General features: G+C 66.9%; 17 protein-coding genes and 1 pseudogene. 8 read left to right on the top strand and 10 right to left on the bottom strand.

What is annotated here, in order from left to right; all coding sequences use genetic code 11:
• Positions 1–70 precede the first annotated feature (70 nt).
• The 3 genes from recC to recD are packed head-to-tail and all read left to right on the top strand — an operon-like array spanning position 71 to position 8,126.
• On the top strand, positions 71–3,334 hold the full coding sequence (gene recC, locus ACGFK1_RS05190) for an exodeoxyribonuclease V subunit gamma (RefSeq protein WP_393426662.1): 3,264 nt from the start codon (positions 71–73) through the stop codon (positions 3,332–3,334).
• Entirely contained in the window at positions 3,331–6,513 is a 3,183-nt protein-coding gene (recB, locus tag ACGFK1_RS05185) for an exodeoxyribonuclease V subunit beta (protein WP_393426659.1), read from the top strand. The genes recC and recB overlap by 4 nt, the downstream gene beginning before the upstream one ends.
• On the top strand, positions 6,510–8,126 hold the full coding sequence (gene recD / locus ACGFK1_RS05180; RefSeq protein ID WP_393426656.1) for an exodeoxyribonuclease V subunit alpha: 1,617 nt from the start codon (positions 6,510–6,512) through the stop codon (positions 8,124–8,126). Before recB ends, recD begins: the two co-directional genes overlap by 4 nt.
• On the opposite strand, the pseudogene ACGFK1_RS05175 reads toward recD, so the two are convergent.
• A pseudogene (locus ACGFK1_RS05175) lies at positions 8,110–8,382 on the bottom strand (hypothetical protein). The gene recD and the pseudogene ACGFK1_RS05175 sit on opposite strands and share 17 nt — an antisense overlap.
• Positions 8,383–9,146: 764 nt before the next feature.
• Between ACGFK1_RS05175 and ACGFK1_RS05170 the strand changes: the two are divergent.
• Entirely contained in the window at positions 9,147–10,781 is a 1,635-nt protein-coding gene (locus ACGFK1_RS05170; protein ID WP_393426653.1) for a fatty acyl-AMP ligase, read from the top strand.
• A gap of 36 nt (positions 10,782–10,817) precedes the next feature.
• Positions 10,818–11,624, top strand: a complete 807-nt coding sequence (locus ACGFK1_RS05165) for a GAF and ANTAR domain-containing protein (RefSeq protein ID WP_393426650.1) — start codon at positions 10,818–10,820, stop codon at positions 11,622–11,624.
• On the opposite strand, the gene ACGFK1_RS05160 is transcribed toward ACGFK1_RS05165, so the two are convergent.
• From ACGFK1_RS05160 to ACGFK1_RS05140, 5 genes are all read right to left on the bottom strand, one after another.
• Positions 11,621–12,379: a GAF and ANTAR domain-containing protein gene (locus ACGFK1_RS05160; protein WP_393426647.1), complete on the bottom strand. Its 759-nt coding sequence runs from the start codon at positions 12,377–12,379 to the stop codon at positions 11,621–11,623. The two genes, ACGFK1_RS05165 and ACGFK1_RS05160, sit on opposite strands and share 4 nt — an antisense overlap.
• A gap of 33 nt (positions 12,380–12,412) precedes the next feature.
• Positions 12,413–13,120, bottom strand: coding sequence for a GAF and ANTAR domain-containing protein (locus ACGFK1_RS05155; RefSeq protein ID WP_393427855.1), 708 nt, complete (start codon positions 13,118–13,120; stop codon positions 12,413–12,415).
• A gap of 121 nt (positions 13,121–13,241) precedes the next feature.
• Entirely contained in the window at positions 13,242–13,439 is a 198-nt protein-coding gene (locus ACGFK1_RS05150) for a hypothetical protein (protein WP_393426644.1), read from the bottom strand.
• A 50-nt stretch (positions 13,440–13,489) separates the two neighbouring features.
• A complete protein-coding gene (locus ACGFK1_RS05145; protein WP_393426641.1) occupies positions 13,490–14,614 on the bottom strand; it encodes a glycosyltransferase in 1,125 nt (374 codons plus the stop codon).
• Positions 14,615–15,010: 396 nt separating this feature from the next.
• The gene (locus tag ACGFK1_RS05140) at positions 15,011–15,214 is read right to left on the bottom strand and encodes a cold-shock protein (RefSeq protein ID WP_393426638.1); all 204 of its coding nucleotides are present in this window, start codon (positions 15,212–15,214) and stop codon (positions 15,011–15,013) included.
• A gap of 297 nt (positions 15,215–15,511) precedes the next feature.
• Between ACGFK1_RS05140 and ACGFK1_RS05135 the strand changes: the two genes are divergently transcribed.
• The gene (locus ACGFK1_RS05135) at positions 15,512–16,018 is read left to right on the top strand and encodes a DUF5994 family protein (RefSeq protein ID WP_393426635.1); all 507 of its coding nucleotides are present in this window, start codon (positions 15,512–15,514) and stop codon (positions 16,016–16,018) included.
• A 200-nt stretch (positions 16,019–16,218) separates the two neighbouring features.
• On the opposite strand, the gene ACGFK1_RS05130 is transcribed toward ACGFK1_RS05135, so the two are convergent.
• Both ACGFK1_RS05130 and cynS read right to left on the bottom strand, forming a co-directional pair.
• Complete coding sequence (locus ACGFK1_RS05130) at positions 16,219–17,490, bottom strand: Ig-like domain-containing protein (RefSeq protein ID WP_393427854.1); 1,272 nt, start codon at positions 17,488–17,490, stop codon at positions 16,219–16,221.
• Between the two features lie 124 nt (positions 17,491–17,614).
• Entirely contained in the window at positions 17,615–18,076 is a 462-nt protein-coding gene (gene cynS / locus ACGFK1_RS05125) for a cyanase (protein ID WP_393426632.1), read from the bottom strand.
• A 92-nt stretch (positions 18,077–18,168) separates the two neighbouring features.
• Between cynS and ACGFK1_RS05120 the strand changes: the two genes are divergently transcribed.
• A complete protein-coding gene (locus ACGFK1_RS05120; protein ID WP_393426629.1) occupies positions 18,169–18,618 on the top strand; it encodes an MOSC domain-containing protein in 450 nt (149 codons plus the stop codon).
• Positions 18,619–18,862: 244 nt separating this feature from the next.
• Complete coding sequence (locus ACGFK1_RS05115) at positions 18,863–19,747, top strand: esterase family protein (protein WP_393427853.1); 885 nt, start codon at positions 18,863–18,865, stop codon at positions 19,745–19,747.
• Here the strand turns inward: ACGFK1_RS05115 and ACGFK1_RS05110 are convergent.
• Together ACGFK1_RS05110 and ACGFK1_RS05105 are read right to left on the bottom strand one after the other, a co-directional pair.
• A complete protein-coding gene (locus ACGFK1_RS05110) occupies positions 19,726–20,505 on the bottom strand; it encodes an esterase/lipase family protein (protein WP_393426626.1) in 780 nt (259 codons plus the stop codon). The genes ACGFK1_RS05115 and ACGFK1_RS05110 overlap by 22 nt on opposite strands.
• A gap of 174 nt (positions 20,506–20,679) precedes the next feature.
• On the bottom strand, positions 20,680–21,300 hold the full coding sequence (locus ACGFK1_RS05105; protein ID WP_393426623.1) for a DUF1942 domain-containing protein: 621 nt from the start codon (positions 21,298–21,300) through the stop codon (positions 20,680–20,682).
• Between the last annotated feature and the right edge of the window lie 87 nt (positions 21,301–21,387).

The following is a 21,387-nucleotide window of genomic DNA, read 5'->3' as shown; positions in this document are numbered from 1 at the left end:
ACAGTCGTGCGCCGCGGGCTGGAGCCACACGCAGTGTTCCAGCGTCGTCGACCTCCTATGGTGGGCTTTGATGGGTCTGCACCTCCACCGCGCTGAGCGCACCGATCTCCTCGCCGACGGTCTCGGTCAACTGCTGTCCGCCCCCCTTGCCGACCCGTTCACCGAAGAGTTGATCATCGTCCCGGCCAAGGGCATCGAGCGCTGGTTGAGCCAGCGGCTCTCCCACATCCTCGGCCGCGGCGCGGGCCAGGACGGCGTCTGCGCCGGTATCGCGTTCCGCAATCCGCGCTCACTGATCGCCGAATTGCTCGGGCTGACCACCGGCACCGTCGACGACGATCCCTGGGCGCCCGAAGCCGTGGTTTGGCCGCTGCTCGAGGTCATCGACGCGAGCTGCACCGAAGCCTGGTGCAAGCCGCTGGCCGCCCACCTCGGCCACTTCGAAGCGGGCGAGGAGAAGGAACTGCGCCAGGGCCGCCGCTACGCCGTCGCTCGACGCCTCGCCGGCCTCTTCGCCTCCTACGCCAGGCAGCGCCCGCAACTGCTCATCGACTGGGAACGCGGCAGCACCGGCGACATCGACCCCGACCTCGATTGGCAGCCACCCCTGTGGCGGGCCCTGCTCGGCAAGGTCGAGGCCGACCCGCCGCATGTCCGGCACGCCAAAACCCTTGCCCGACTTGCCAAATCGCCTATGGCTCTACCGGAGCGGCTGTCGCTGTTCGGCCACACCCGGCTGCCGTCCACCGAGGTGGAACTGCTCAACGCGCTGGCCACCCATCACGACCTGCACCTGTGGTTACCGCATCCCAGTGACGACCTGTGGCGCAAGCTCGCCGACCGGCATGGGCCGATCCCGCGCCGCGACGACACCAGCCACCGCGACGTCGATCACCCGCTGTTGGCCACCCTCGGCCGCGATCTGCGCGAGCTTCAGCGCAGCCTGCCTGCCGACCGACAGACCAACGAATGTTATGGCGGCGCAGCCCATCCCGACACCCTGCTGGGCTGGCTGCAGTCCGATATCGCGGCCAATGCCCTCCGCGCCGACGGCCGAACCCTGCGCGACGACGACCGCTCGGTCCAGGTGCACAGCTGCCACGGCCCGGCACGTCAGATCGACGTGCTCAGAGAGGTCCTGCTCGGCCTGCTCGCCGACGACCCCACCCTCGAGCCCCGCGACATCCTGGTGATGTGCCCGGACATCGAGACCTACGCGCCGCTGATCAACGCCGACTTCGGGCTCGGCGACGTGGTGCGCGGTGCCCATCCGGCGCACCGACTTCGGGTCCGGCTGGCCGACCGCTCGCTGATCCAGACCAATCCGCTGCTCGGCGTCGCCAGCCAACTGCTCACCCTGGCGGGCAGCCGCGTCACCGCGAGCGAAGTGCTCAACCTCGCGCAGGCCGCGCCCGTCCGCGCACAGTTCGGCTTCACCGACGACGACCTGGAAAGCATCACCCGCTGGGTCCGCCAGGCCAACATCCGCTGGGGCTTCGACCAGGAGCACCGCAAGCCGTTCGGCGTCGACTTCGTGCACAACACATGGCGTTTCGGCATCGACCGCGTGCTGGCGGGCGTGGCCCTGTCCGATGACTCGCACGCCTGGATCGGGTCCACTCTGCCGCTCGACGACGTGAGCAGCAACCGGGTCGAGTTGGCAGGGCAGCTCGCCGAGTTCGTGCACCGCCTGCAGACCACCGTCGACTCGCTGAACGGTGCACGGCCACTGCAGGATTGGCTCACCGCCCTGTCGGATGGCATCGGCAGGCTCACCAGGGTCGACGACGACGACGCGTGGCAGACAAGCCAGATGCAACGCGAATTCGGCGACGTGCTGGAGACGGCGGGTGCGCGCAGGCACACCGTCATGCGTCTGCCCGACATCCGCGCGCTGCTCGAACGACACCTCGCGGGCAGGCCGACGCGGGCCAACTTTCGCACCGGCACGCTGACCGTCTGCACGATGGTGCCGATGCGCTCGGTACCGCACCGGGTGGTGTGCCTGGTCGGCCTCGACGACGGCGTGTTCCCCCGGCAGGGCATCGTCGACGGCGACGACGTGCTCGCCCGTGATCCGATGACCGGTGAACGCGACATCCGTTCCGAGGACCGCCAGTTGCTGCTCGACGCGATCGGCGCGGCCACCGAGAAACTCGTCATCACCTACACCGGCGCCAACGAGTACTCCGGCCAGGACCGGCCGCCCGCGGTGCCGCTCGCCGAACTGCTCGACTCGCTGGACGTCACGACGGCCGACAAGATCCGTGACCGCATCGTCGTCAGACATCCATTGCAGCCGTTCGATATTCGCAACGTGATTCCCGGCGGTCTGATACCCGGCGGACCGTTCACGTTCGACCCGACAGTGAAGCGGGCTGCCGTCGCCAGCACCGGTCAACGCAGGCCACAACCGCCGTTCATCTCCGGCCCGCTGCCGCCCGTGCCGCCCGACGACGTCGTGCTCGAAGACCTCGTCGCGTTCTACCGGGATCCGGTGAAGGGATTCTTCCGGGCACTGGACTACACGTTGCCGTGGGATGTTGACGGCGTCGAGGACGCGATGCCCGTCGACATCAACGCCCTCGAGGAGTGGACGGTCGGCGACCGCATGCTGCACGACATCCTGCGCGGCATGTCGCCCAAGGAAGCCCGTGAAGCCGAATGGTGCCGTGGCACACTGCCTCCTGGGCAGCTCGGCTGGCGCAAGGCACTCGAGATCTCCAACCAGGCCGCGCAACTGGCCGACACCGCGCAGCGGTACCGCAGCGCCGAGCCGCGAGCCTACGACATCGACGTCGACCTCGGCGGTGGACGCCGGTTGACCGGGACGGTGTCGCCGGTATTCGGTGATCGGCTGGTGTCGGTGACGTATTCGAAGCTGGACGGCAAGCACCTGCTGGCATCGTGGATTCCGTTGCTGGCCCTAGCCGCACACGTCCAGGCGCCGGACTGGCAGGCGATCTGCATCGGCAGAGCCAAAAAGCGCAGCACCTTGCGCACCGAAGGCCTCGGCCGCCCCGAGGTCGATGCGGAAGGTCTGTTGCGGGACCTGGTCGCGGTGTACGACGCCGGACGTCGCGAGCCGATTCCGTTGCCCGTCAAGACGTCCTATGCGTGGGCGGCGGCGCGGCACTTCGGCGACAGCCCTGAGGGCGAGGCGCGGTACCGGTGGAAGTCCGGCGACCGTTACCCCGGCGAAGACGCCGAGCCGGCGCATGTGCGGGCCTGGGGTGAACGGGCGGACTTGTCGATCCTGATCGACAAGGGTCTTGGCGCCTACGCCGAACGGGTCTGGTTGCCGCTGCTGCGCGCGGTGAGGTCGGTTGGATGATCCCCTCATTCAGCCTGCAGGATCCGCTGCCCGCAGCCAACTCGACCACGGTGCTGGAGGCCAGCGCGGGCACCGGCAAGACGTACACGCTCGCCGGTCTTGTCACGCGGTATATCGCCGAGGGCGCCGCGACACTCGACCAGATGCTGCTCATCACGTTCGGCCGCGCCGCGAGCCAGGAGCTGCGCGACCGGGTTCGCAGCCAACTGGTCGAGTCGGCGGCCGGCGAAGAGGACCCGGACCGGCGTCGCCGACTGCGTGACGCGCTCGCGGGCTTCGATGCGGCGACCATCGCGACCACACATCAGTTCTGTCAACTCGTGCTGAAATCGCTTGGCGTGGCCGGCGACAGCGATACCGGCGTCACGCTGGTCGAGAGCCTCGACGAGGTGGTCGCCGAGATCGTCGACGATCTGTACCTCGCCCACTTCGGGCAGGAGCGCGACGATCCCGCGCTCACCTACACCGACGCATTGCGGTTGGCGCGCGAGGTGGTCAACCATCCGGCGACGCAACTGCGGCCGCTGGACCCGGAGCCCGATTCGCGGGCGCAGGTATGTGTCGCGTTCGCCAAAGACGTTGCCGCCGAACTGGAAATCCGCAAGCGGCGCCTCGGCATCCTCGGCTACGACGATCTGCTGACCCGACTCGCCGACGCGCTGACGCCCGACGACTCCCCCGCACGTATCCGAATGCACCTGCGCTGGCCGATCGTCATGGTCGACGAGTTCCAGGACACCGACCCGGTGCAGTGGAAAGTGATCGACCGCGCCTTCAGCGGCCGCTCGACCGTCATCCTGATCGGCGATCCGAAGCAGGCGATCTACGCGTTCCGCGGCGGTGACATCGTCACCTACTTGACGGCGGCCGAGACCGCGGGCGACAAGCGGACGCTCGGCACGAACTGGCGCAGCGACGGCGCCCTCGTCGACCGACTGCAGAAGGTGATGCTCGGCGCCGAACTCGGCGACCCGCGAATCGTGGTGCACGAGGTCGACGCCCACCACGGCGGTAGCCGACTCGCGGGCGCGCCGAGCTGTGACCCGTTCCGGCTTCGGGTGGTCAAGCGAGCGACGTTCGGCCGCAGGGGGATCGACAACCTGCCGATCGACGACCTGCGGGCGCACATCAGCCGTGACCTGGCGGCCGACATCCGCGCGCTGCTGGCCAGCGACGCCACCTTCGACGGCGAGAAGCTACAGGCACGCGACGTCGCCGTGATCGTCGAAAGCCACAAGGACGCCCGCGTCTGCCATCGGGCACTCCTCGACGCCGGCGTGCCGTCGGTGTACACCGGCGACTCGGATGTGTTCGGCTCGGAGGGCGCCGCGGACTGGCTGGCGTTGTTGGAGGCGTTCGATCAGCCACACCGCTCCGGTGTGGTACGCGCCGCGGCAGCGACGATGTTCTTCGGTGAGACGGCCGAAAGCCTTGCCGCGGGCGGCGATCAGCTGACCGATCGGATCGCCGAGACGCTGCGCGAGTGGGCCAGCCATGCGCGCGAGCGCGGCGTCGCGGCCATCTACGAAGCCGCGCAACTGAGCGGCATGGGTGACCGCGTGCTGTCCTGGCAGGACGGCGAGCGGCACATGACCGACTTGGCGCACATGACGCAACTGCTTCAGGACGCCGCGCACCGCGAGCAGTACAGCTTGCCCGCGCTTCGCGACTGGCTGCGCACGCAACGCGAAGAGCGAAGTGCCATCACCGAGCGCAACCGCAGGCTGGACAGTGACGCGGCGGCGGTGCAGATCATGACGGTGTGGGTGAGCAAGGGGCTGCAGTTCCCCGTGGTGTATCTGCCGTTCAACTTCTACCGCAACGTGTCCGACCACGAACTGGTGCTCTACCACGAAGGCGAAACCCGCTGCCTGCACGTCGGCGGGAAGGACAGCGCCGACTACGACGAGGTCGCCGCCAAGGGCCGCAAAGAGGACGCCAGCGACGACAGCAGGCTGACCTATGTCGCCATGACCCGAGCGCAGTCCCAGGTGGTGGCGTGGTGGTCGCCTGCGTGGGCCGAACCCAACGGCGGACTGTCTCGGCTGCTGCGGGGGCGCGAACCAGGCGAGCCATCGGTGCCCGATCGCTGTGTGCCTGCGAAGATTTCCGACGACGACGCGATGGCGCGCCTGCAGAAGTGGGCCGCAGCCGAAGCGCTGGTCGTCGAGGAGTCGGTGGTCGCACAGGCCGCTCCGGTCGCGCACGCTACCGACGACGTCTCGTTCGAGGTGCGACACTTCCACCGCGCGATCGACACCACCTGGCGGCGCACGTCGTATTCGGGGTTGATCCGGGCCGCGGAGACCAGCGGGGTGTCCAGCGAACCGGAAGTCGTCGAATTGGACGATGAGGTCGCCGAGATCCCGGTGGCCGCACGGGCATCCGGGCCCGATGTGCCGTCGCCGATGGCGGATCTGCCGACGGGCGCTAAGTTCGGCACGCTGGTGCACGCGGTGCTCGAGACCGCGGACCCGTTCGCGGTCGACCTGGCCGCGGAGTTGGAGGCGCAGATCCGCAGGCATTCGGTGTGGTGGCCGGTGGACGTGGAGGCGTCCGAGTTGGCGGCGGCGATGGTGCCGATGCACGACACTCCGCTGGGCCCGTTGGCTGGCGGTACGACATTGCGTCAGATCGGGCTGCGCGACCGCATGCGGGAGATGGACTTCGAATTCCCGTTGACCGGTGGGCTTTTGCGTGATGCCGGCGAGCTGCTTCGCAGGCACCTGCCGAAAGACGATCCGCTCGCGTCGTATGCCGACCGGCTCACGGGAGCGGCGCTGGGCGGGCAGACGCTTCGCGGATACCTGAGTGGCTCCGTCGACGCGGTGTTGCGGATCGACGGCCGGTACGTGGTGGTGGACTACAAGACGAACTGGCTCGGCGACGCTGATCGGCCCCTGACATCCGCGGACTACGACAGGGCGCGGATGACCGAGGCGATGCTGCACTCCGACTATCCACTGCAGGCGCTGCTGTATTCCGTTGTGCTGCACAGGTTCCTGCGGTGGCGGCTGCCCGGATACGATCCAGCGGTGCATCTCGGCGGGGTGATCTACTTGTTCGTGCGGGGCATGTGTGGTGCCGCCACGCCGGTCATCGACGGTCACCCGGCGGGGGTGTTCATTTGGCAGCCGCCTTCGCCGCTGATCACCGCGATCTCGGAACTGGTCGCATGACGGTCGAACTCGCGATCAACGATGTCTTCGAGCCGGCCGATGTGCATGTGGCGCAACGGCTCACGGCGTTGCGTGAGGAGACCGACGAGCGCGTGGCGCTTGCGATCGCATACCTGGTGCGGGCGCTGCGCGGCGGATCGGTGTGCGTTGATCTGAAGTCCGACGAGCTGGTCGACCTCGCTCAGGCGGTGCGGGCGAGCCCGCTGCTGACCGACCCGCCGATTCTGCGGCTCGACGACGACCTGCTGTACCTGGACCGGTATTGGCTCGAAGAGCAGCAGGTGTGCGACGACATCCTGGCGATGGTCACGCCTCGGGCGGCGGTTCCGCCGCCCGACATCGACCGGCTGTTCCCGGACGGCTTCGAGGAGCAGCGGGCGGCGGCCGAACTTGCGCTGTCGCAGGGGCTCACGGTGTTGACGGGCGGTCCTGGAACCGGCAAGACCACGACGGTGGCACGGCTGTTGGCGTCGTTGACCAGCGGTAACCGGCTGCGCATTGCACTGGCTGCGCCGACGGGCAAGGCGGCGGCACGACTGCACCAGGCAGTGCAGTTGGAGGTTGCCAGGTTGGCACCGACGGACCAGCAGGCGTTGAGCGGCCTGCATGCGACGACCTTGCATCGGTTGCTGGGCAGCAGGCCGGACACGTCGGCGCGGTTCCGGCATCACCGCGGAAACCGGTTGCCGCACGACGTGATCGTGGTGGACGAGACGTCGATGGTGTCGTTGACCATGATGGCCCGGTTGCTGGAGGCGGTGCGGCCGGATGCCCGGCTGGTGTTGGTCGGCGATCCGCATCAGTTGGCGTCGGTGGAGGCAGGCGCGGTGCTGGCGGATCTGGTCGACGGGCTGGGTGAGGCGAAGATCGCGGCGCTGAAGACGTCGCACCGGTTCGGGGAGTCGATCGGCGAACTGGCGTCGGCGATCCGGCTCGGCGATGCGGACAGGGCCGTCGAGGTGTTGCGGGCAGGCGGTGAGCACATCGAATGGCTCCAGCCCGATGATTCGCGGGACAAGCTGCGCAAAGTGCTTGTGCAGCAAGCTATTACGTTGCGGACAGCGGCGCTGCTCGGCGACCAGAACGCCGCGCTGGCTGTGCTGGACGAGCATCGATTCTTGTGCGCGCACCGGCGGGGGCCGTTCGGTGTCGCGTACTGGAATCGGCAGGTCGAGCGGTGGCTGACGGAGGAGACGGGCGAGGCGATCTGGTCGGCGTGGTACCCGGGTCGTCCGCTGTTGGTGACGGCCAACGACTACGGGTTGGGCCTGTACAACGGGGACACCGGTGTGACGATGGTGCGCGACGACATGTTGCGTGCGGTCATCGGCGATGCTTCGTTTGCCACCAGCCGGCTGGCAGATGTGGAGACCATGCACGCCATGACGATCCACAAGTCGCAGGGCAGCCAGGCCGACGACGTGACCGTGTTACTGCCGCAGGAGGATTCGCGGCTGTTGACGCGAGAGCTGTTCTACACCGCGGTGACCCGTGCGAAGGAGCGGGTGCGCGTGGTGGGCGGGGAGGCCGCGGTGCGGGCGGCCATCGAGCGGCGGGCGGTGCGCGCGTCGGGGCTGGCGCAGCGGCTACGCGCGGTTAAACACAGCCGCTGACGCTGATCCGCCGGCCGAAATTGGCACACACATTGATGTTGGGCTGCGGCGGTGGAGGCGGTGGCGGCGGCGCGGCGTCGAAGTCCTCGGGCAGTGGTGCGTACTCCGCCGGCGGCGGCGCCTACTGAGAGATGGCGTCGGCGACGCTACCGCACCCGCTTACCGATACTCGGCGCCCACCGACGGAGCCGCAGACGTCAGCGCCTGCTGCCGCCGGTTCGGCCACGGCGGACAGGCCCGCCATCACCGCGCACATTCCGAGCGTTGTGAGGATGCGCCCACCGAAGCCGTTCATAGGGCTGATTCTGACAGCTGATCGGGTATCGCGTTCGGAGAACTGTCGTCACACCGGCCGGCGGTCACGGTAGCCGTGGCGGCTCGCGGCCCTGCGTTCGGTCTTGCGAGCGCGCAATGCGCCTGCGCCCTTTCATTCTTCGAGGGCCCGAACAAGCGTCAAACCGTTGGGTCGGCGAAATCAGCCGTGGCCCTGGGCAGCTCGAAACACGCCGAGTAGTAGTGACCGGCCTGGTCTTTTGCGGTACGGACACGGAACTGATTGAATCTCATCGACCGGCCGGATTTCCGCAACTCGGAGCGGTCGGAACTGTAATCTACTTCCGGGTTGATGCCACAGCCTCACGGAAACGTCATGGCGGCGATCTGATCCCCGCCGAGAGGGCCGCAGCCCCGACGTCAGCCGAAGTACAACGCTTGCGATTCGGGCCTGGGGGGTTCCGTGACCGCGGGTTATGCGGAAACCATCACGATCGCGTGGACATCGGCGCGCTGCCGTGTCCAAGGGGCCATGCGGTCTGTACAGTCGGTGCGTCTGACATGCAGCGCACCTCGCTCCGACCGGAGCGAGGGACGACCTGGGGTGAACAAGAAGGGTTCCCGAACCTCCACCGTCATCGTCGAACCCCAGCGGCTCCCGATACTGCTGGCGCGCGCGCAAATTCGCGGCCGGTTTCCGACACAACACATGCGCGGCGTAACTGCTCGCCCGCCAAAGGGGTTGCCGTGAGCCAATTTACCGACACGATGTACCGCAACGCCCGGTGGAGAATGAAGGGCATGGTCACCGGGGAACCGCACGCCCCCGTCCGACATCTGTGGGCCGAAGTGCATGAGCGGGCCCGCCGGGTGGCGGGCGGCCTGGCCGCTGCCGGTGTCGGCTCAGGCGACGCCGTGGCTGTGCTGGCCGGCGCCCCCGTCGAGATCGCGCCAACCGCCCAAGGCATCTGGATGCGCGGCGCCAGTCTGACGATGCTGCACCAGCCCACGCCGCGGACTGACCTGATCCGTTGGGCTGGGGAGACCGCCGATGTCATCACCATGATTGCGGCGAAAGCCGTCGTCGTCTCCGAACCGTTCATGGCCGCCGCACCGGTGCTGTCCGGGCTGGGCGTAACGGTGCTAACCGCAGAGGCGCTGCTCTGCAGCCCGCCGAAGGAGCCCGTCGAAACGGAGGACGACGACGTGGCGCTGATGCAGCTGACGTCGGGCTCGACAGGATCGCCGAAGGCCGTCCAGATCACCCATGCCAACATCGTCGCCAACGCCGAGGCCATGATGGACGGCTGCAATTTCGACGTCGACACCGACGTGATCGTGAGCTGGTTGCCGTGCTTTCACGACATGGGCATGACGGGCTATCTGACGGTGCCAATGTACGTCGGGGCGGAGCTGGTGAAGATCACGCCGATGGACTTCCTGCGCGATACGTTGTTGTGGGCAAAGCTGATTGACAAATACAAGGGCACCATGACGGCCGCGCCGAACTTCGCCTACAACCTGTTCGCCAAACGGCTGCGCAGGCAGGCCACGCCGGGCGACTTCGACCTGTCGTCGCTGCGATGGGCGCTGTCGGGCGCCGAACAGGTTGATCCGGTCGACGTCGAGGACCTGTGCGACGCTGGTGCGCCGTTCGGGCTGAAGCCAGGGGCGATCATCCCTGCCTACGGGATGGCCGAGACTACGGTCGCCGTGTCGTTCTCCGAATGTGGCGGCGGCATGGCCGTCGATGAGGTGGACGCCGATCTGCTTGCCGTATTGCACCGCGCGGTGCCCGCGACCAGGGGGCACACCCGGCGACTCGTCTCCCTGGGAAGGCCGTTGCGGGGCCTCGAGTTGCGCATCGTCGACGAGGACGGTTCGGTGCTGCCGCCGCGCGGAGTCGGCGTCATCGAGGTCCGCGGCGAACCGGTGACCAGGGGCTATACCACGGTCGCCGGGTTCATCCCAGCGCAGGACGAGCGCGGCTGGTACGACACCGGCGACCTGGGCTATCTCACGGAAACCGGCGATGTCGTGGTGTGCGGTCGCCTCAAGGACGTCATCATCATGGCCGGCCGCAACATCTACCCGACCGATATCGAACGCGCCGCGGGCCGTGTGACCGGGGTACGGCCGGGCTGTGCCGTGGCCGTGCGACTGGACGCCGGGCTGTCCCGGGAGACGTTCGCGGTGGCCGTGGAGTGCAAGGACTTCGCGGATGCCCGCCAGGTGCGCCGTGTCGAGCGAGAGGTTGCGCACGAGGTGTTTGCCGAGGTCGACGTGCGGCCCCGCAATGTCGTGGTACTCGAGCCGGGCATGATCCCCAAGACCCCGTCCGGCAAGCTGCGACGCGCACACGCGTTATCCCTCGTGAACTGATATCCGCTTCGCAAACGAGTACATTCGTTTCGCAGAATGGCCGATTACGACGCGCAGCCCGGCCGCGAAACGGCACTGCAGCCGAACCTGTCTGCCTCACAACTCGAGGCAGACGAGGTGGACCTGTACGCCGGGCTGACCGGCGTGGCGGGGTTGGTGGCGGGCGCACGCGGCCTGCTCGATCTGCTCCGAGACGTCGCGGAGTTCGCGGCACGAGCGATTCCCGGGGTCGACGGCGCGGGCGTCGCGCTACTGAATACGCACAGCACCACGCCGTGTATTCAGACATGGGCGGCCACCGCGCAGTTCGTGTACGACATCGACAGCGTGCAATACGACGAGCTCAACGAGGGGCCCTGCATCACGTGCATGCAATCGCGGCGCCCGACAGTGAGCGGGTCACTGGGCAGCGACCGCCGGTGGCCCCGGTTCGGCGGGCGGGTGGCCCGGATGGCCGTGCATTCCGCGTTGTCGCTGCCGCTGAACGTGGGCGATCGGGTTATCGGCGCCATCAACACCTACGCCCGTCCGCGAGACGCGTTCGGCGAGCACGCCGTGGAGTTGGGCATGCAGTTCGCCGGGCCTGCGGCGGTCTCGGTGAACAACGGTCAGCTACTCGACCACGCCCAGGAGCGGACGGCGCAGCTGCAACGGGCGCTGGGCAACCGCGCGGTCATCGACCAGGCGGTCGGGATCATCCGCAGCAGGTCCGGCGCGAGCGCCGAGGAAGCCTTCGACCGGCTGACCCGCTTGAGTCAGACCGAAAACATCAAACTGCACGTCGTGGCGCAGCGGCTGGTCGACGAGGCGGTGCGGCGCGCGAAGTCCCGACGCCACCCCTAACGTGTTGGCGGCCTGACGAATTCGGAGATCGCGGCGACCAGTATCGGGCGGGAGTGGCGATCGGTGATCAAGCGTTGTGCGACGTCGGTGAGGTGCTCGCCGTTGGCGCGCGCATAGGAGCGGAGCACGGCGAAGGCATCCTCGACGGACACATCGAAGATTTCCCGCAGAAAACCCTTGGCCTGTTCGACAACGACACGACGGGCCAGTGTGGCGCGCAGTTGCGGCATGACGGTCGACGGGGTCGGCGCATGTTCCTGGAGGATGGCGACGCATGCGATGTGAGCGAGGGTCTGCGCGACGAGGCCGTCGGCGTCGCTGAGTCCGCCGGTGTTAACGCCGAAGAGCCCGAGTGCGCCGAGGACGATGCCTGCCGCGCGCATCGGGACCGCGTGCACGGATCCGAAGCCTGCGTCGAGCGCTGCAGGGACGAACTCGGGCCAGCGCGAGGTGACGGCTTGCAGGTCGGCGACGGAGACCGGTTCACCGGCCATGTAGCACTCGACGCACGGACCCTCATCAGCCTGCAACTGGAAAAGTTCCAGTTCGCGCACTTGCTCGGTGGTGGCGGCCAGCACGCGCAGCTTGCCCAGGGGATCCGCGAGCAGGAAGCCTGCGGCGGCGACATCGAGCAATTCGGCACAGCGTTCGGTGAGTTCGGTCAGCAAGTCCACCACGTCGAAATCCTCGAGCAGGACGTCGACGAGGGAGACCACCGCGTCCAGCACGCGGGTTTCGCGAGGGGTGTCAGTCACGTTCCCTCCATTCTGCCGTGTCCGCCCGGCGCATCAGTCGGCTTCGAGCCGAAGCCGGCGGTCGAGGATGTCGCGGGCGACGTCGGTGGCGCTGCGGCCGGTCGAATACGCATAAGCGCGCAGCCGCACCAAGGCTTCGGCGGGCTCGAGATCGAGCTGCGCGACGAGCATGCCGGTGGCCTGGCCGACCTCTGAGCGGGACAGCGCGTGCAGTTCTGCCCACGCGCTGCTGTCGGGGTCGCCGACCGCTGCCTGCAGATCGGCATCGAGCAGGTCGAGCAGCGGGATACCGGCGAGCTCCGCAGCGGCGACGGCGCCGGACAGCTGTTCTTCGACAAGCCGGCCAGGTTCGGCGCGGAAAAGGTCGAGAGCGCCCACGTACTCCCCGGCGACCACGACGGGCATCGCGAAGACGCCACGGACCTTCATGTCGAGCATGGCGGGCCCGTAGATGGGCCAGCGCGCCTCACCGGGGTCGGCGAGATCGAGGACAAGGACGGGCCCCCGCCGGCTGACGGAGTCCAGGCATGGTCCCTCGCCGAGGATGAACTGCAACTCGTCGTACATGCGCGCCGGCGCGCTGCTGGCTCCCAAGGTGCCGGTATTGGCGCCATCGAAGACCAGTGAGATCGCCGCCGCGTCGATGTCGAAGAGCATCACGCACGCATCACACAGCCGGTCGGCCGCCGCCGTCCCACGTAGGCCGTCGACAGCGGCGAGGAGTTGTTCTTGGAACGCCACAGTCACCCGAACGGGAGCCGGGATGCGGTGCGGCCCGGGGATCGTGCTGGCGCGGTCATCGTTACAGCGTCCTCTACTGCGCGGGATCTGCCGTGGGCGGGATTGGTTTGCCGACCGCGGGTCAACGCAGGAAACGTCGCTTCTTCCATCCTTTTTCGTCGCCTTCGACGTCGGTCCACTCCCCTGACGCGTACGTGTGTGGTTGTTGGGCGCCGACGCGAACGACATCGAGCGAGCCGTCGTGGTGCTTGATGTAAGCGTCGCCGGACCTCATGTAGCCGTCTGTTCTGCCGTCCGGCAGCGTTACGGTAACCGTCATGAATGAAACCTCCTGATGCGCCGAACTTTTCGGCGCGATGTCGAGTGGCGTCACACGCGTGCCCGCCTTTCGGCCAGCAGATGCTGCGCAAGCCTGAGATAGGCACTGGCCACCACGGGCCAGGCCAGCTCCGGGGCGCGGCCGCGCGCTTCCGCCGCCATGTCCCCCGCGAGCCGGGGCTGCGTGAGGATTTGGCGCAGCGCCGAGGCCAGCGCGCCCGGATCCTTGTGGTCGACGACGATGCCCGCACCGTTGTCGAGCAGTTCGACGGCATGCGGAAATGCAGTCGCCACAACAGGTCTGCCGTTGGCGACGGCATCCGCGAGCACACCCGAGCTCACCTGCTCCGTGGAGTCGTACGGGAGCACCACGACGGACGACTGCTGGATGAGCGCGGCAAGCACTGCCCCGTCGTAGTAACGGGGGTCGAAGGACACCGAGTCCGCCACGCCGACGCGCCGAGCCTGTTCGATGCAGGCGTCGCGGTATGCCTCGCCGTCAGCCGCCAGTGCCTTGGGATGCGTCGGACCAGCGATCACGAAACGAGGCCGACCGGGCACGTCGCTGAGCGACGGCATCACATCAATCACCCTCTCGATGCCCTTTCCAGGGCGCAACAACCCCCACGTCAGAATGGTGGGTCTGCTCGGGCGCTTGACCCGGGGGGCGGTCGGGACGGTGGCCCCGTGCGCGATCGCCGTGATCTTGCGTCGATCGACGGCATAGTCGAGACACAGTCGTTGCCTTGCGGCTTCGGACATCACGACCACGTGGTCCGCGACCGCGGCGATTGCCGCCAGCACCGAACGATCCTGCGATGTGGGCTTTCGGGGAATCGCATGGATGATGACGATCGACGGCACACGCAGACCCTCGACCAGATCGACCACTCCGTCGGCGTAGACGCCGTGTTCGTGCTGGATCACCGCGACGTCGACATCGTCGAACAGGTCCGTGCAGGCCGGGCCGGATGACACCGGGTCGTTGACCCGCTCGACAATCGCTCGACTGTACGGGGAGAGATGTCCGTCGGCGGCCCAGATGATCTTGGCGTCGCCCCGCTGCGCGTTGAGCGCACCCGACAGGCCCACGCTGAACCGTGCCAGCCCGCATGGCGGATCGGTATACGGGGCGAGGATCCCGATCCGCGGCGCGTGAGAAAAGTGGTGCGGCACAACGGAGGTGAATATCGACCCAGATGCGGGGAGAGTTTTCAAGGTAATCCCGACGTGGGGTTGTTACCGGCGTGTCCGGCGTGAGCGGTTGCTCGTCGAGATCAGCGGATAATCGGCTGATGCATCCCGGGCTGGCTGGGTTTCCAACAACTCGACGCTACACCCTGGAACGCCGCGGCGAGGTCAAGACGCGGATATCGGGCTGGACGCGAGGAGTATGGGCACGAGCACACCAAGGTGGCGTCCCAACTCGCAGCGGCCGTGTCCGCTGTCGATCACCGCAAGCTTTGGGGAGGCCTTGAAATCAATTGCGGTGCTGAGGCATTGCTGCGAATGCTGCCGTAGAACGAGATGTGGGCTGGCGGGATCCCACCAGCCCACAGGAGTCAAAGCGTGCTAAACGGCTGTTACTTCGACCGCCTCAGGACCCTTGGCGCCCTGTCCGACGTTGAATTCAACCCGCTGGTTCTCTTCCATGCTCTTGAATCCGTTGCCCTGGATTTCCGAATAATGCACGAACACGTCTTCCGCGCCGCAGTCGGGGGCGATGAAACCGAAGCCCTTATCGCCGTCGAACCACTTCACAGTTCCCTGTGCCATACGTCTTCAACCTCTCATTTCAACGGATGCCGACGGCATCCTCTGCAAGGCTGGCACGCAGGCACTATGACTCGATATCCGAGTTGAGATACAACGCTTTTCGCACGCGATCGGGCGGCTTGGAAAACCATAGGGTGTAGTGTCGACAGCGAACCGTTTCGTTTTGTCGGTGACGTGCGATCCGATTCCCACGCCGGCCCTTCGGCCTTAGCCGATCGGTCTCGAAGACAAGGGTTTACCAATGGATTACGCGCACGTACTGCCTGGTTTCTTTGCAAGCCAAACCATTTCAGGCACATGTCCAGTCGTGTCAGCGACGCCGTGACTGCGTTTGACCGGCGGCGCCTGACCAGCCCGACCCGCGTCACGCTGGCCCCGGTACTGCGTGACGATGGCCTAGACGGTGCATGGTGGCCGCACACCTCGTCCGTTGCTCGCGAGCTACCCGAACTGCTCGACGCCTTGGCGGACCGCCTTGGTCAGGTCGTCGACGTGGGCGTGAACTGGTCAGCGTTCGACGGCGTTCTGGACCTCGACTCCCTGACACGTCGCGGTATCGATGCGATCCCCGGTTGGAAGGCGCGTCCCCAACGCGTGATGACGGTTACCGGGAGTCACGCGCATGCGAGTCTTCTGGTGGTGCCCTGCCACACCAGCACCGCCCTCGCGCTGATGGTGCTGCGCCAGGCGGCCGGCCTCGAGATCCTGTCCGATCACCAGAACACCGCGGCGTACCGCGCGGCCTACGACATCGTCCAAGCGGCACGCGCCGAGCGCATGAAGCTGGCCAATACCTCATCGTGATGAATTACGTTCTACAAGTTGATGTTTCAGCCACATGCGAGCAGGCTGTCCACGCTCGACGTGTTGCCTGAGCCTCGGTGCGCACAGGTACCGCCGGTAGATCGATCTTGTTGGCGTAACCGTCGAGGACAACCCGTCCGTCGATCGAGACCAGACGAAAAAGTTGTGCCGAATCATTTTTCGCAGCGGCAGCCGGGCGCCTACGGTGTCAGCGCGCTGCCCTTACGCCACTGGTCCCACGGCACCGTCCAGTCGCCGTTGTCCCACAGCTTCAGCGGCGGACCGCCGGTGTTGCGCACCTCGACGATGTCACCAGGAACGGAGAAGTCGTAGAACCATGCCGCGTTGTCGCCGTTGAGGTTCAGGCAGCCGTGGCTGGTATCGGTATTGCCTTGCGCCCACACCGTCGCATCGAGTTGGTGGAGATAGATGCCGTCCGTGCTGATCCGGGTGGCGTACTTGATCGTCTCGCGGTAGCCCAGCCGTGAGTTGATCGGCAGCCCGAACGTCGACGAGTCCATGATCACAGGGTTGGCCTTGTCCATCACCGTGTAGACACCCGGCGGGGTCCAGAAGCTGAGCGTCGTGTTGCCGATGGTTTCGGTGCCGCCCATGCCCATCGAGGTCGGCATGGTGCGGACCAGCTTGCCGTTGTCGTAGACGCTCACCTGCTTGGTGCGGTCGTCCGCGATCGAGACATGCGAATTGCCGATCTTGAACGAAACATGTTCGTCCTCTTGGCCGTACAGCCCGTCGCCGACCGACGTGCCGTAGAGATTGGCCGTCACGTCGACGGTTGTGCCTGGCGCGTAATACTTTTCGGGCCGCCAGTGCGCGGTCTGATCGTCGATCCAGTTCCACGACCCGGTCACCGGCGGGTTCGTCGTGACCACCAGGTGGCGTTCCGCGTTGGCCTTGTTGTCGATGGGCTCGTCGAACTTCGCGACGACCACCATGCCGACCCCGTATGTCGCACCGTCCTGCAGCAGGCCGCCGGCCGTGGTCTCGAAGTACACCTCGGTCTGGTTGCCCGGCGTCAAGGTGCTGAAGCTCGACGTCTCCCGGGTCGGCATCCCGTTGGGCCCACGCGCGGCGATCGTCAGGGTGTACGTCCGGCCGTAGCCAAGCTGTGCGGTCGGCTTCCACACCGTTGCGTCCGGGGTGAGCACGCCGGGAATAACCTTGCCGGAATCGCTGCGCATTTCGACGCTGGTGATCGTTCCCGAGGTGGCGGTGACCAGTACCGGACCCGAGGGGCTGACGTGCTCTGCGCCCGACGCGGGCGCCACCCACACCGCGGCGGGTTGCGGTGGCACGGGCTGCGATGCCGCGCGCGCAACGGGAGTCGCGGTCACACCGCAGTGGTCACCGCAGTCGGGCGTCGTCGACACCACGACACCGCCGAGCACAGCGAGGACCGCGAGCACAACCGCCAGGCAAGCACCCTGGACACGGCGAGTAGACGTCAACAGTTCTCCGATGGGGTCGGCGACGGCCGGGACGGCTCAATATTAGACAGAGCACCGCATGCTCGGCGCAACTCGGTTGAGCTGCGCTGATTCGTAACGGTCTTGTTGCGTGGGCGAATTCAGCGCTTCACTCTGCCGTGTCCGCGGCCACCCAGTCGTAAGGCAGGAACTTGCCATCGAACGTCACGACCACGCGGTCGCCGGACGGGTGCGGCTTTTTCTCGACGTTCACGCTGAAGTTGATCGCGCTCATGATCCCGTCGCCGAACTGCTCGTGGACGAGTTCCTTGATCGCGGGGCCGTAGACCTGGAGGGCTTCATAGAAGCGGTAGATGGTCGGGTCGGTGGGCACCGCGGTCGGCAGGCCGCCGCGCATCGGCACGGCGGCGAGCACCGGCACCGCCGACTCATCGAGGCCGAGGAGGCCGACGAGCGTACGACCGGTCTCCGGCGGGATGGGGTGCTGACCGAGCAGGGCCGCGGTGGTCCAGACGACCGGCTTACCGACGGCGTCCGCAATCTGCTGCCAGCTCAGGCCCTTGGCGAGGCGGGCGGCGACGATCTGCTGGGTGATCTCGTTTCGAGTCATGCACTCATGATCGGCTCGCCTGACGACATATGCCACGTCGGCCCTTGGCGGACAGCGAAGTTGACCCAGTCACCGATCGGTACGCTGATTTCATGCAGGTGAGCGCCATCCATATCGCCCCAGGCAGCCGACTTCCGGTCCGGGCGGTCGACTCCGTGATGGCGGAAGCCGGCAAAGGTCTCGTCGGAGACCGTTATCACGGCACCCGGCACCGGCACGTGACCATCCAGTCGCAGGAAATGCTCGACAAGGCCGCCGCCGAACTCGGCCACAGCTTCGACGACGGTGCGACCAGGCGCAACATCACGGTCGACAAGGGCGAAATCCCGACGAAACCGGGGACGCGGCTGTCGATCGGCGACGTCGAACTCGAGGTGGTGCGGGTCTCGGCCCCATGCCGATTGCTCGACGACTTCATCGGTCCCGGCGCCGCGGCGGCGCTACGGCGCCGGGCAGGTTCTGTCTGTCGGGTGCTCACCTCGGGCATCATCAGCGTCGGCGATGCCGTGCTGATCGAGAGTGACGCGGGTTTATCCAGCTAGAAGCCGGGTACATCGCACCCTCGTAACGAGTCGCTCGCAGCTCGCGACAGAACGGAGGGGTGGCGGGCCGTCGTGCGCGGTGACTCGGGCCCATTTCCGCAGATGTGAAGCAACGGCATCTGAATACCAGAAGCGCACTTCATTGCGTCATGTCTTCCAAAGGATGAAAACGGTGATTGTCTTTCGTGGTCTGCGTCGGCGGTTGGTCGTCGCAGCACTCGTCTCACTTCTGTTACCTGGGCTGATGGCCGTCGTCGGCGGTACGGCAACCAGCGCCGCATACTCTCGGCCGGGCCTGCCGGTCGAGACGCTGATGGTGCCATCGGCGGCGATGGGCCGCGATATCCCGGTGCGGTTCCAGGGCGGGGGCCCGCACGCGGTCTACCTGCTCGACGGGTTGCGCGCCCGCGACGACAACAGCGGCTGGGACATCGAGACCGCCGCGTTCGAGAACTACTACCAGTCCGGTGTGTCTGTGGTGATGCCCGTCGGCGGCATGTCCAGCTTCTACACCAACTGGCAGTCCCCCGCGGTCGGCAACGGCTCGACGTACACCTACCAGTGGGAGACGTTCCTGACCTCGGAGTTGCCTGCCTACCTTTCGGCCAACAAGGGCATCTCGCCGAGCGGCAACGCGGTGGTGGGCTTGTCGATGTCGGGCAGCTCAGCGCTGATCCTGGCGACCTACCACCCGGGGCAGTTCCGGTTCGCCGGATCACTGTCCGGCTTCTTGAACCTGTCCGACGGCATCTGGCCGACGCTGGTCGGCTTCGCGATGCGCGATTCGGGCGGCTTTGACGCCACCGCGATGTGGGGCCCGGGCGGCGGGCCGGCATGGAAGCGCAACGACCCGACGGTCAACGTGGGTCAACTGGCCGCCAACGGCACCCGCATCTGGGTGTACTGCGGCAACGGCACGCCGGGCGAGTTGGGCGGCGCCGACGTTCCGGCTCAGGTGCTGGAGAGCATCACGCTGGACAGCAACAAGAACTTCCAACGGCAGTACCAAGCCGCGGGCGGTCGCAACGGCACGTTCAACTTCCCACCCAACGGCACTCACGGCTGGGGGTACTGGGGCGCTGAGCTCAACGCGATGAAGGGCGACATTCAGCGCACGCTGGGCACATAGGGCCGCCACTGCCCTTCCGGCTGCGCCAGCCGGTCGGCGATCACGCGGAGGGTCTCGAGGTTGTGTCCGTAGCCGAGGTGGCTGCAGTGCACTTCGACGTTCTCGGTCTCCGCCGCAGGCCGGCTCAGACAGCACTGCCACGCCACGATGCCGTCGGTCTTGCTGTAGATGCATGTGGTCGGAACGGGCAGCGGCTCTTCGCGGGCGATCCGGGCCGCATCTGAAACCACTTGCCGGGCTTGGGTTTTGCGGTTGAGCAGCCGCCACATCCGCCAGGCGTGGGTGGCTTGCTGGTTGCCGCGGATCGGTGAACCGAGTGTGATCACCATCCGGACGTCATCGGGTTGGGCCCTTGCGAGTTCGCGGGCGTAGATGCCGCCCGCGCTCCAGCCGATGAGGGTGACCTTGCGGCCGTCGTTGCGCGCCCGGATGTCGTCCAACCGGGTGGGCAATTGCTTGAGCAGGCCCGGCCGGATGCCGAGATTGGTCCCGAGCCGCCAGTCATAGGAGCGGTAACCGAGCCTGCGCAACGCCTGCCGCAGGAATTGCGTCGACGCCGCGCCCGCAAGGAATCCGGGCAGCACCAGGACGGGATGCCCGTCGCCGACGGGCCACGCAGAGATCTGACGCACCGAGCGCCTTGCGGCCACGTACTCACCGACAGTGCGCCACTCCCTGGCCAGCAACCGGTAATCCGGCGGCAGTGCGGCGTCGGCGTCGGGAAGTTCACCACCGTCTTGATGCATCGAATCCGACATCAGTTGTGAGTACCCAACCACTCGGCCGGTCATCGACCTCGAGCAGGATGTGGCCGAAGCTCAGGCCTGTATCGACCGGTTGGCGCGCGCCCGGCGACGATCTGTCGCCGAGAAACGTTGCGCCACTGTGCCTTCGGCGCGGCGTCAGCCACCCGTTCGGCTACGACGGACCTATCAGCGACGCCCGCCGTTGTTGAACCCTGGCTCAGCGACCTCGGGTTCGGTGAGCTGGAAAGGCCCCGGCGCTTCGACGGGCGGCGCAACGTCGTTTCCGCCCGTTGTGCCGCCGCCATCGGTGGCGCCCCCACCCGTGCCCTCGGCGGCGCCCCCACCCGTGCCCTCGGTGGACTCGCCCGCGACGTCCGGTGCGCCACTGCTGATCGGGGTCGGCGACACCCACACCATCAGATCCTGAACACCGTCGTTGTAGACGACGCTGTTGGGGGTGTCGCCCACGACGTCGAAGTAGATCTTGCCGGGGATGCCGCCGCCGATGATCCGGTAGTTCTGCCCGTTCTCGGCGCGGGCGTTGAACAGCGCGGCGATCGGGACGCCGCCCTCGTTGGTCACGTTGGCTTCGTACAACCGGCCGCTGTGGGGTACAGCGTCCGAACTCGGATTCAGCCCGTGCACGATGTACGTGATCATCGGGTTGCCCCAGGCATCCTCGAGCGCCTCGGGCTGACCGTAGGTCTTGATGTTGTTGGCCGCCCCGGCGGGCGCGGCAGTGACTGCACCAAAGCTGAACGTGATTGCTGCGGCGGCGACGACTCCCGCCAACTTCGTGACCTTCACCGTGACTCCCCTCGTGTGACGACGCTTCGACCTGCGGGAACGTTACCCCGCTGGACCGCAAAGGAAACGCAAATTGCATTGATCTTG

The sequence above is a fragment of the Mycobacterium sp. NPDC048908 genome (genome assembly GCF_043197955.1).
Taxonomy (GTDB): domain Bacteria; phylum Actinomycetota; class Actinomycetes; order Mycobacteriales; family Mycobacteriaceae; genus Mycobacterium.
The sequence above is the reverse complement of the archived record's forward strand: the minus strand, read 5'-3'. Positions and strand labels throughout refer to the sequence as shown.

What these genes read in the sequence shown, in the direction of transcription:
- ACGFK1_RS05140 (WP_393426638.1), bottom strand. Translation starts at nt 15,214, where the DNA reads ATGGCACAGGGAACTGTGAAGTGGTTCGACGGCGATAAGGGCTTCGGT.
- ACGFK1_RS05150 (WP_393426644.1), bottom strand. Translation starts at nt 13,439, where the DNA reads ATGACGGTTACCGTAACGCTGCCGGACGGCAGAACAGACGGCTACATG.
- recD (WP_393426656.1), top strand. Translation starts at nt 6,510, where the DNA reads ATGACGGTCGAACTCGCGATCAACGATGTCTTCGAGCCGGCCGATGTG.
- ACGFK1_RS05115 (WP_393427853.1), top strand. Translation starts at nt 18,863, where the DNA reads ATGGCCGTCGTCGGCGGTACGGCAACCAGCGCCGCATACTCTCGGCCG.
- recC (WP_393426662.1), top strand. Translation starts at nt 71, where the DNA reads ATGGGTCTGCACCTCCACCGCGCTGAGCGCACCGATCTCCTCGCCGAC.
- ACGFK1_RS05135 (WP_393426635.1), top strand. Translation starts at nt 15,512, where the DNA reads ATGTCCAGTCGTGTCAGCGACGCCGTGACTGCGTTTGACCGGCGGCGC.
- ACGFK1_RS05120 (WP_393426629.1), top strand. Translation starts at nt 18,169, where the DNA reads ATGCAGGTGAGCGCCATCCATATCGCCCCAGGCAGCCGACTTCCGGTC.
- ACGFK1_RS05165 (WP_393426650.1), top strand. Translation starts at nt 10,818, where the DNA reads ATGGCCGATTACGACGCGCAGCCCGGCCGCGAAACGGCACTGCAGCCG.
- recB (WP_393426659.1), top strand. Translation starts at nt 3,331, where the DNA reads ATGATCCCCTCATTCAGCCTGCAGGATCCGCTGCCCGCAGCCAACTCG.
- cynS (WP_393426632.1), bottom strand. Translation starts at nt 18,076, where the DNA reads ATGACTCGAAACGAGATCACCCAGCAGATCGTCGCCGCCCGCCTCGCC.
- ACGFK1_RS05110 (WP_393426626.1), bottom strand. Translation starts at nt 20,505, where the DNA reads ATGTCGGATTCGATGCATCAAGACGGTGGTGAACTTCCCGACGCCGAC.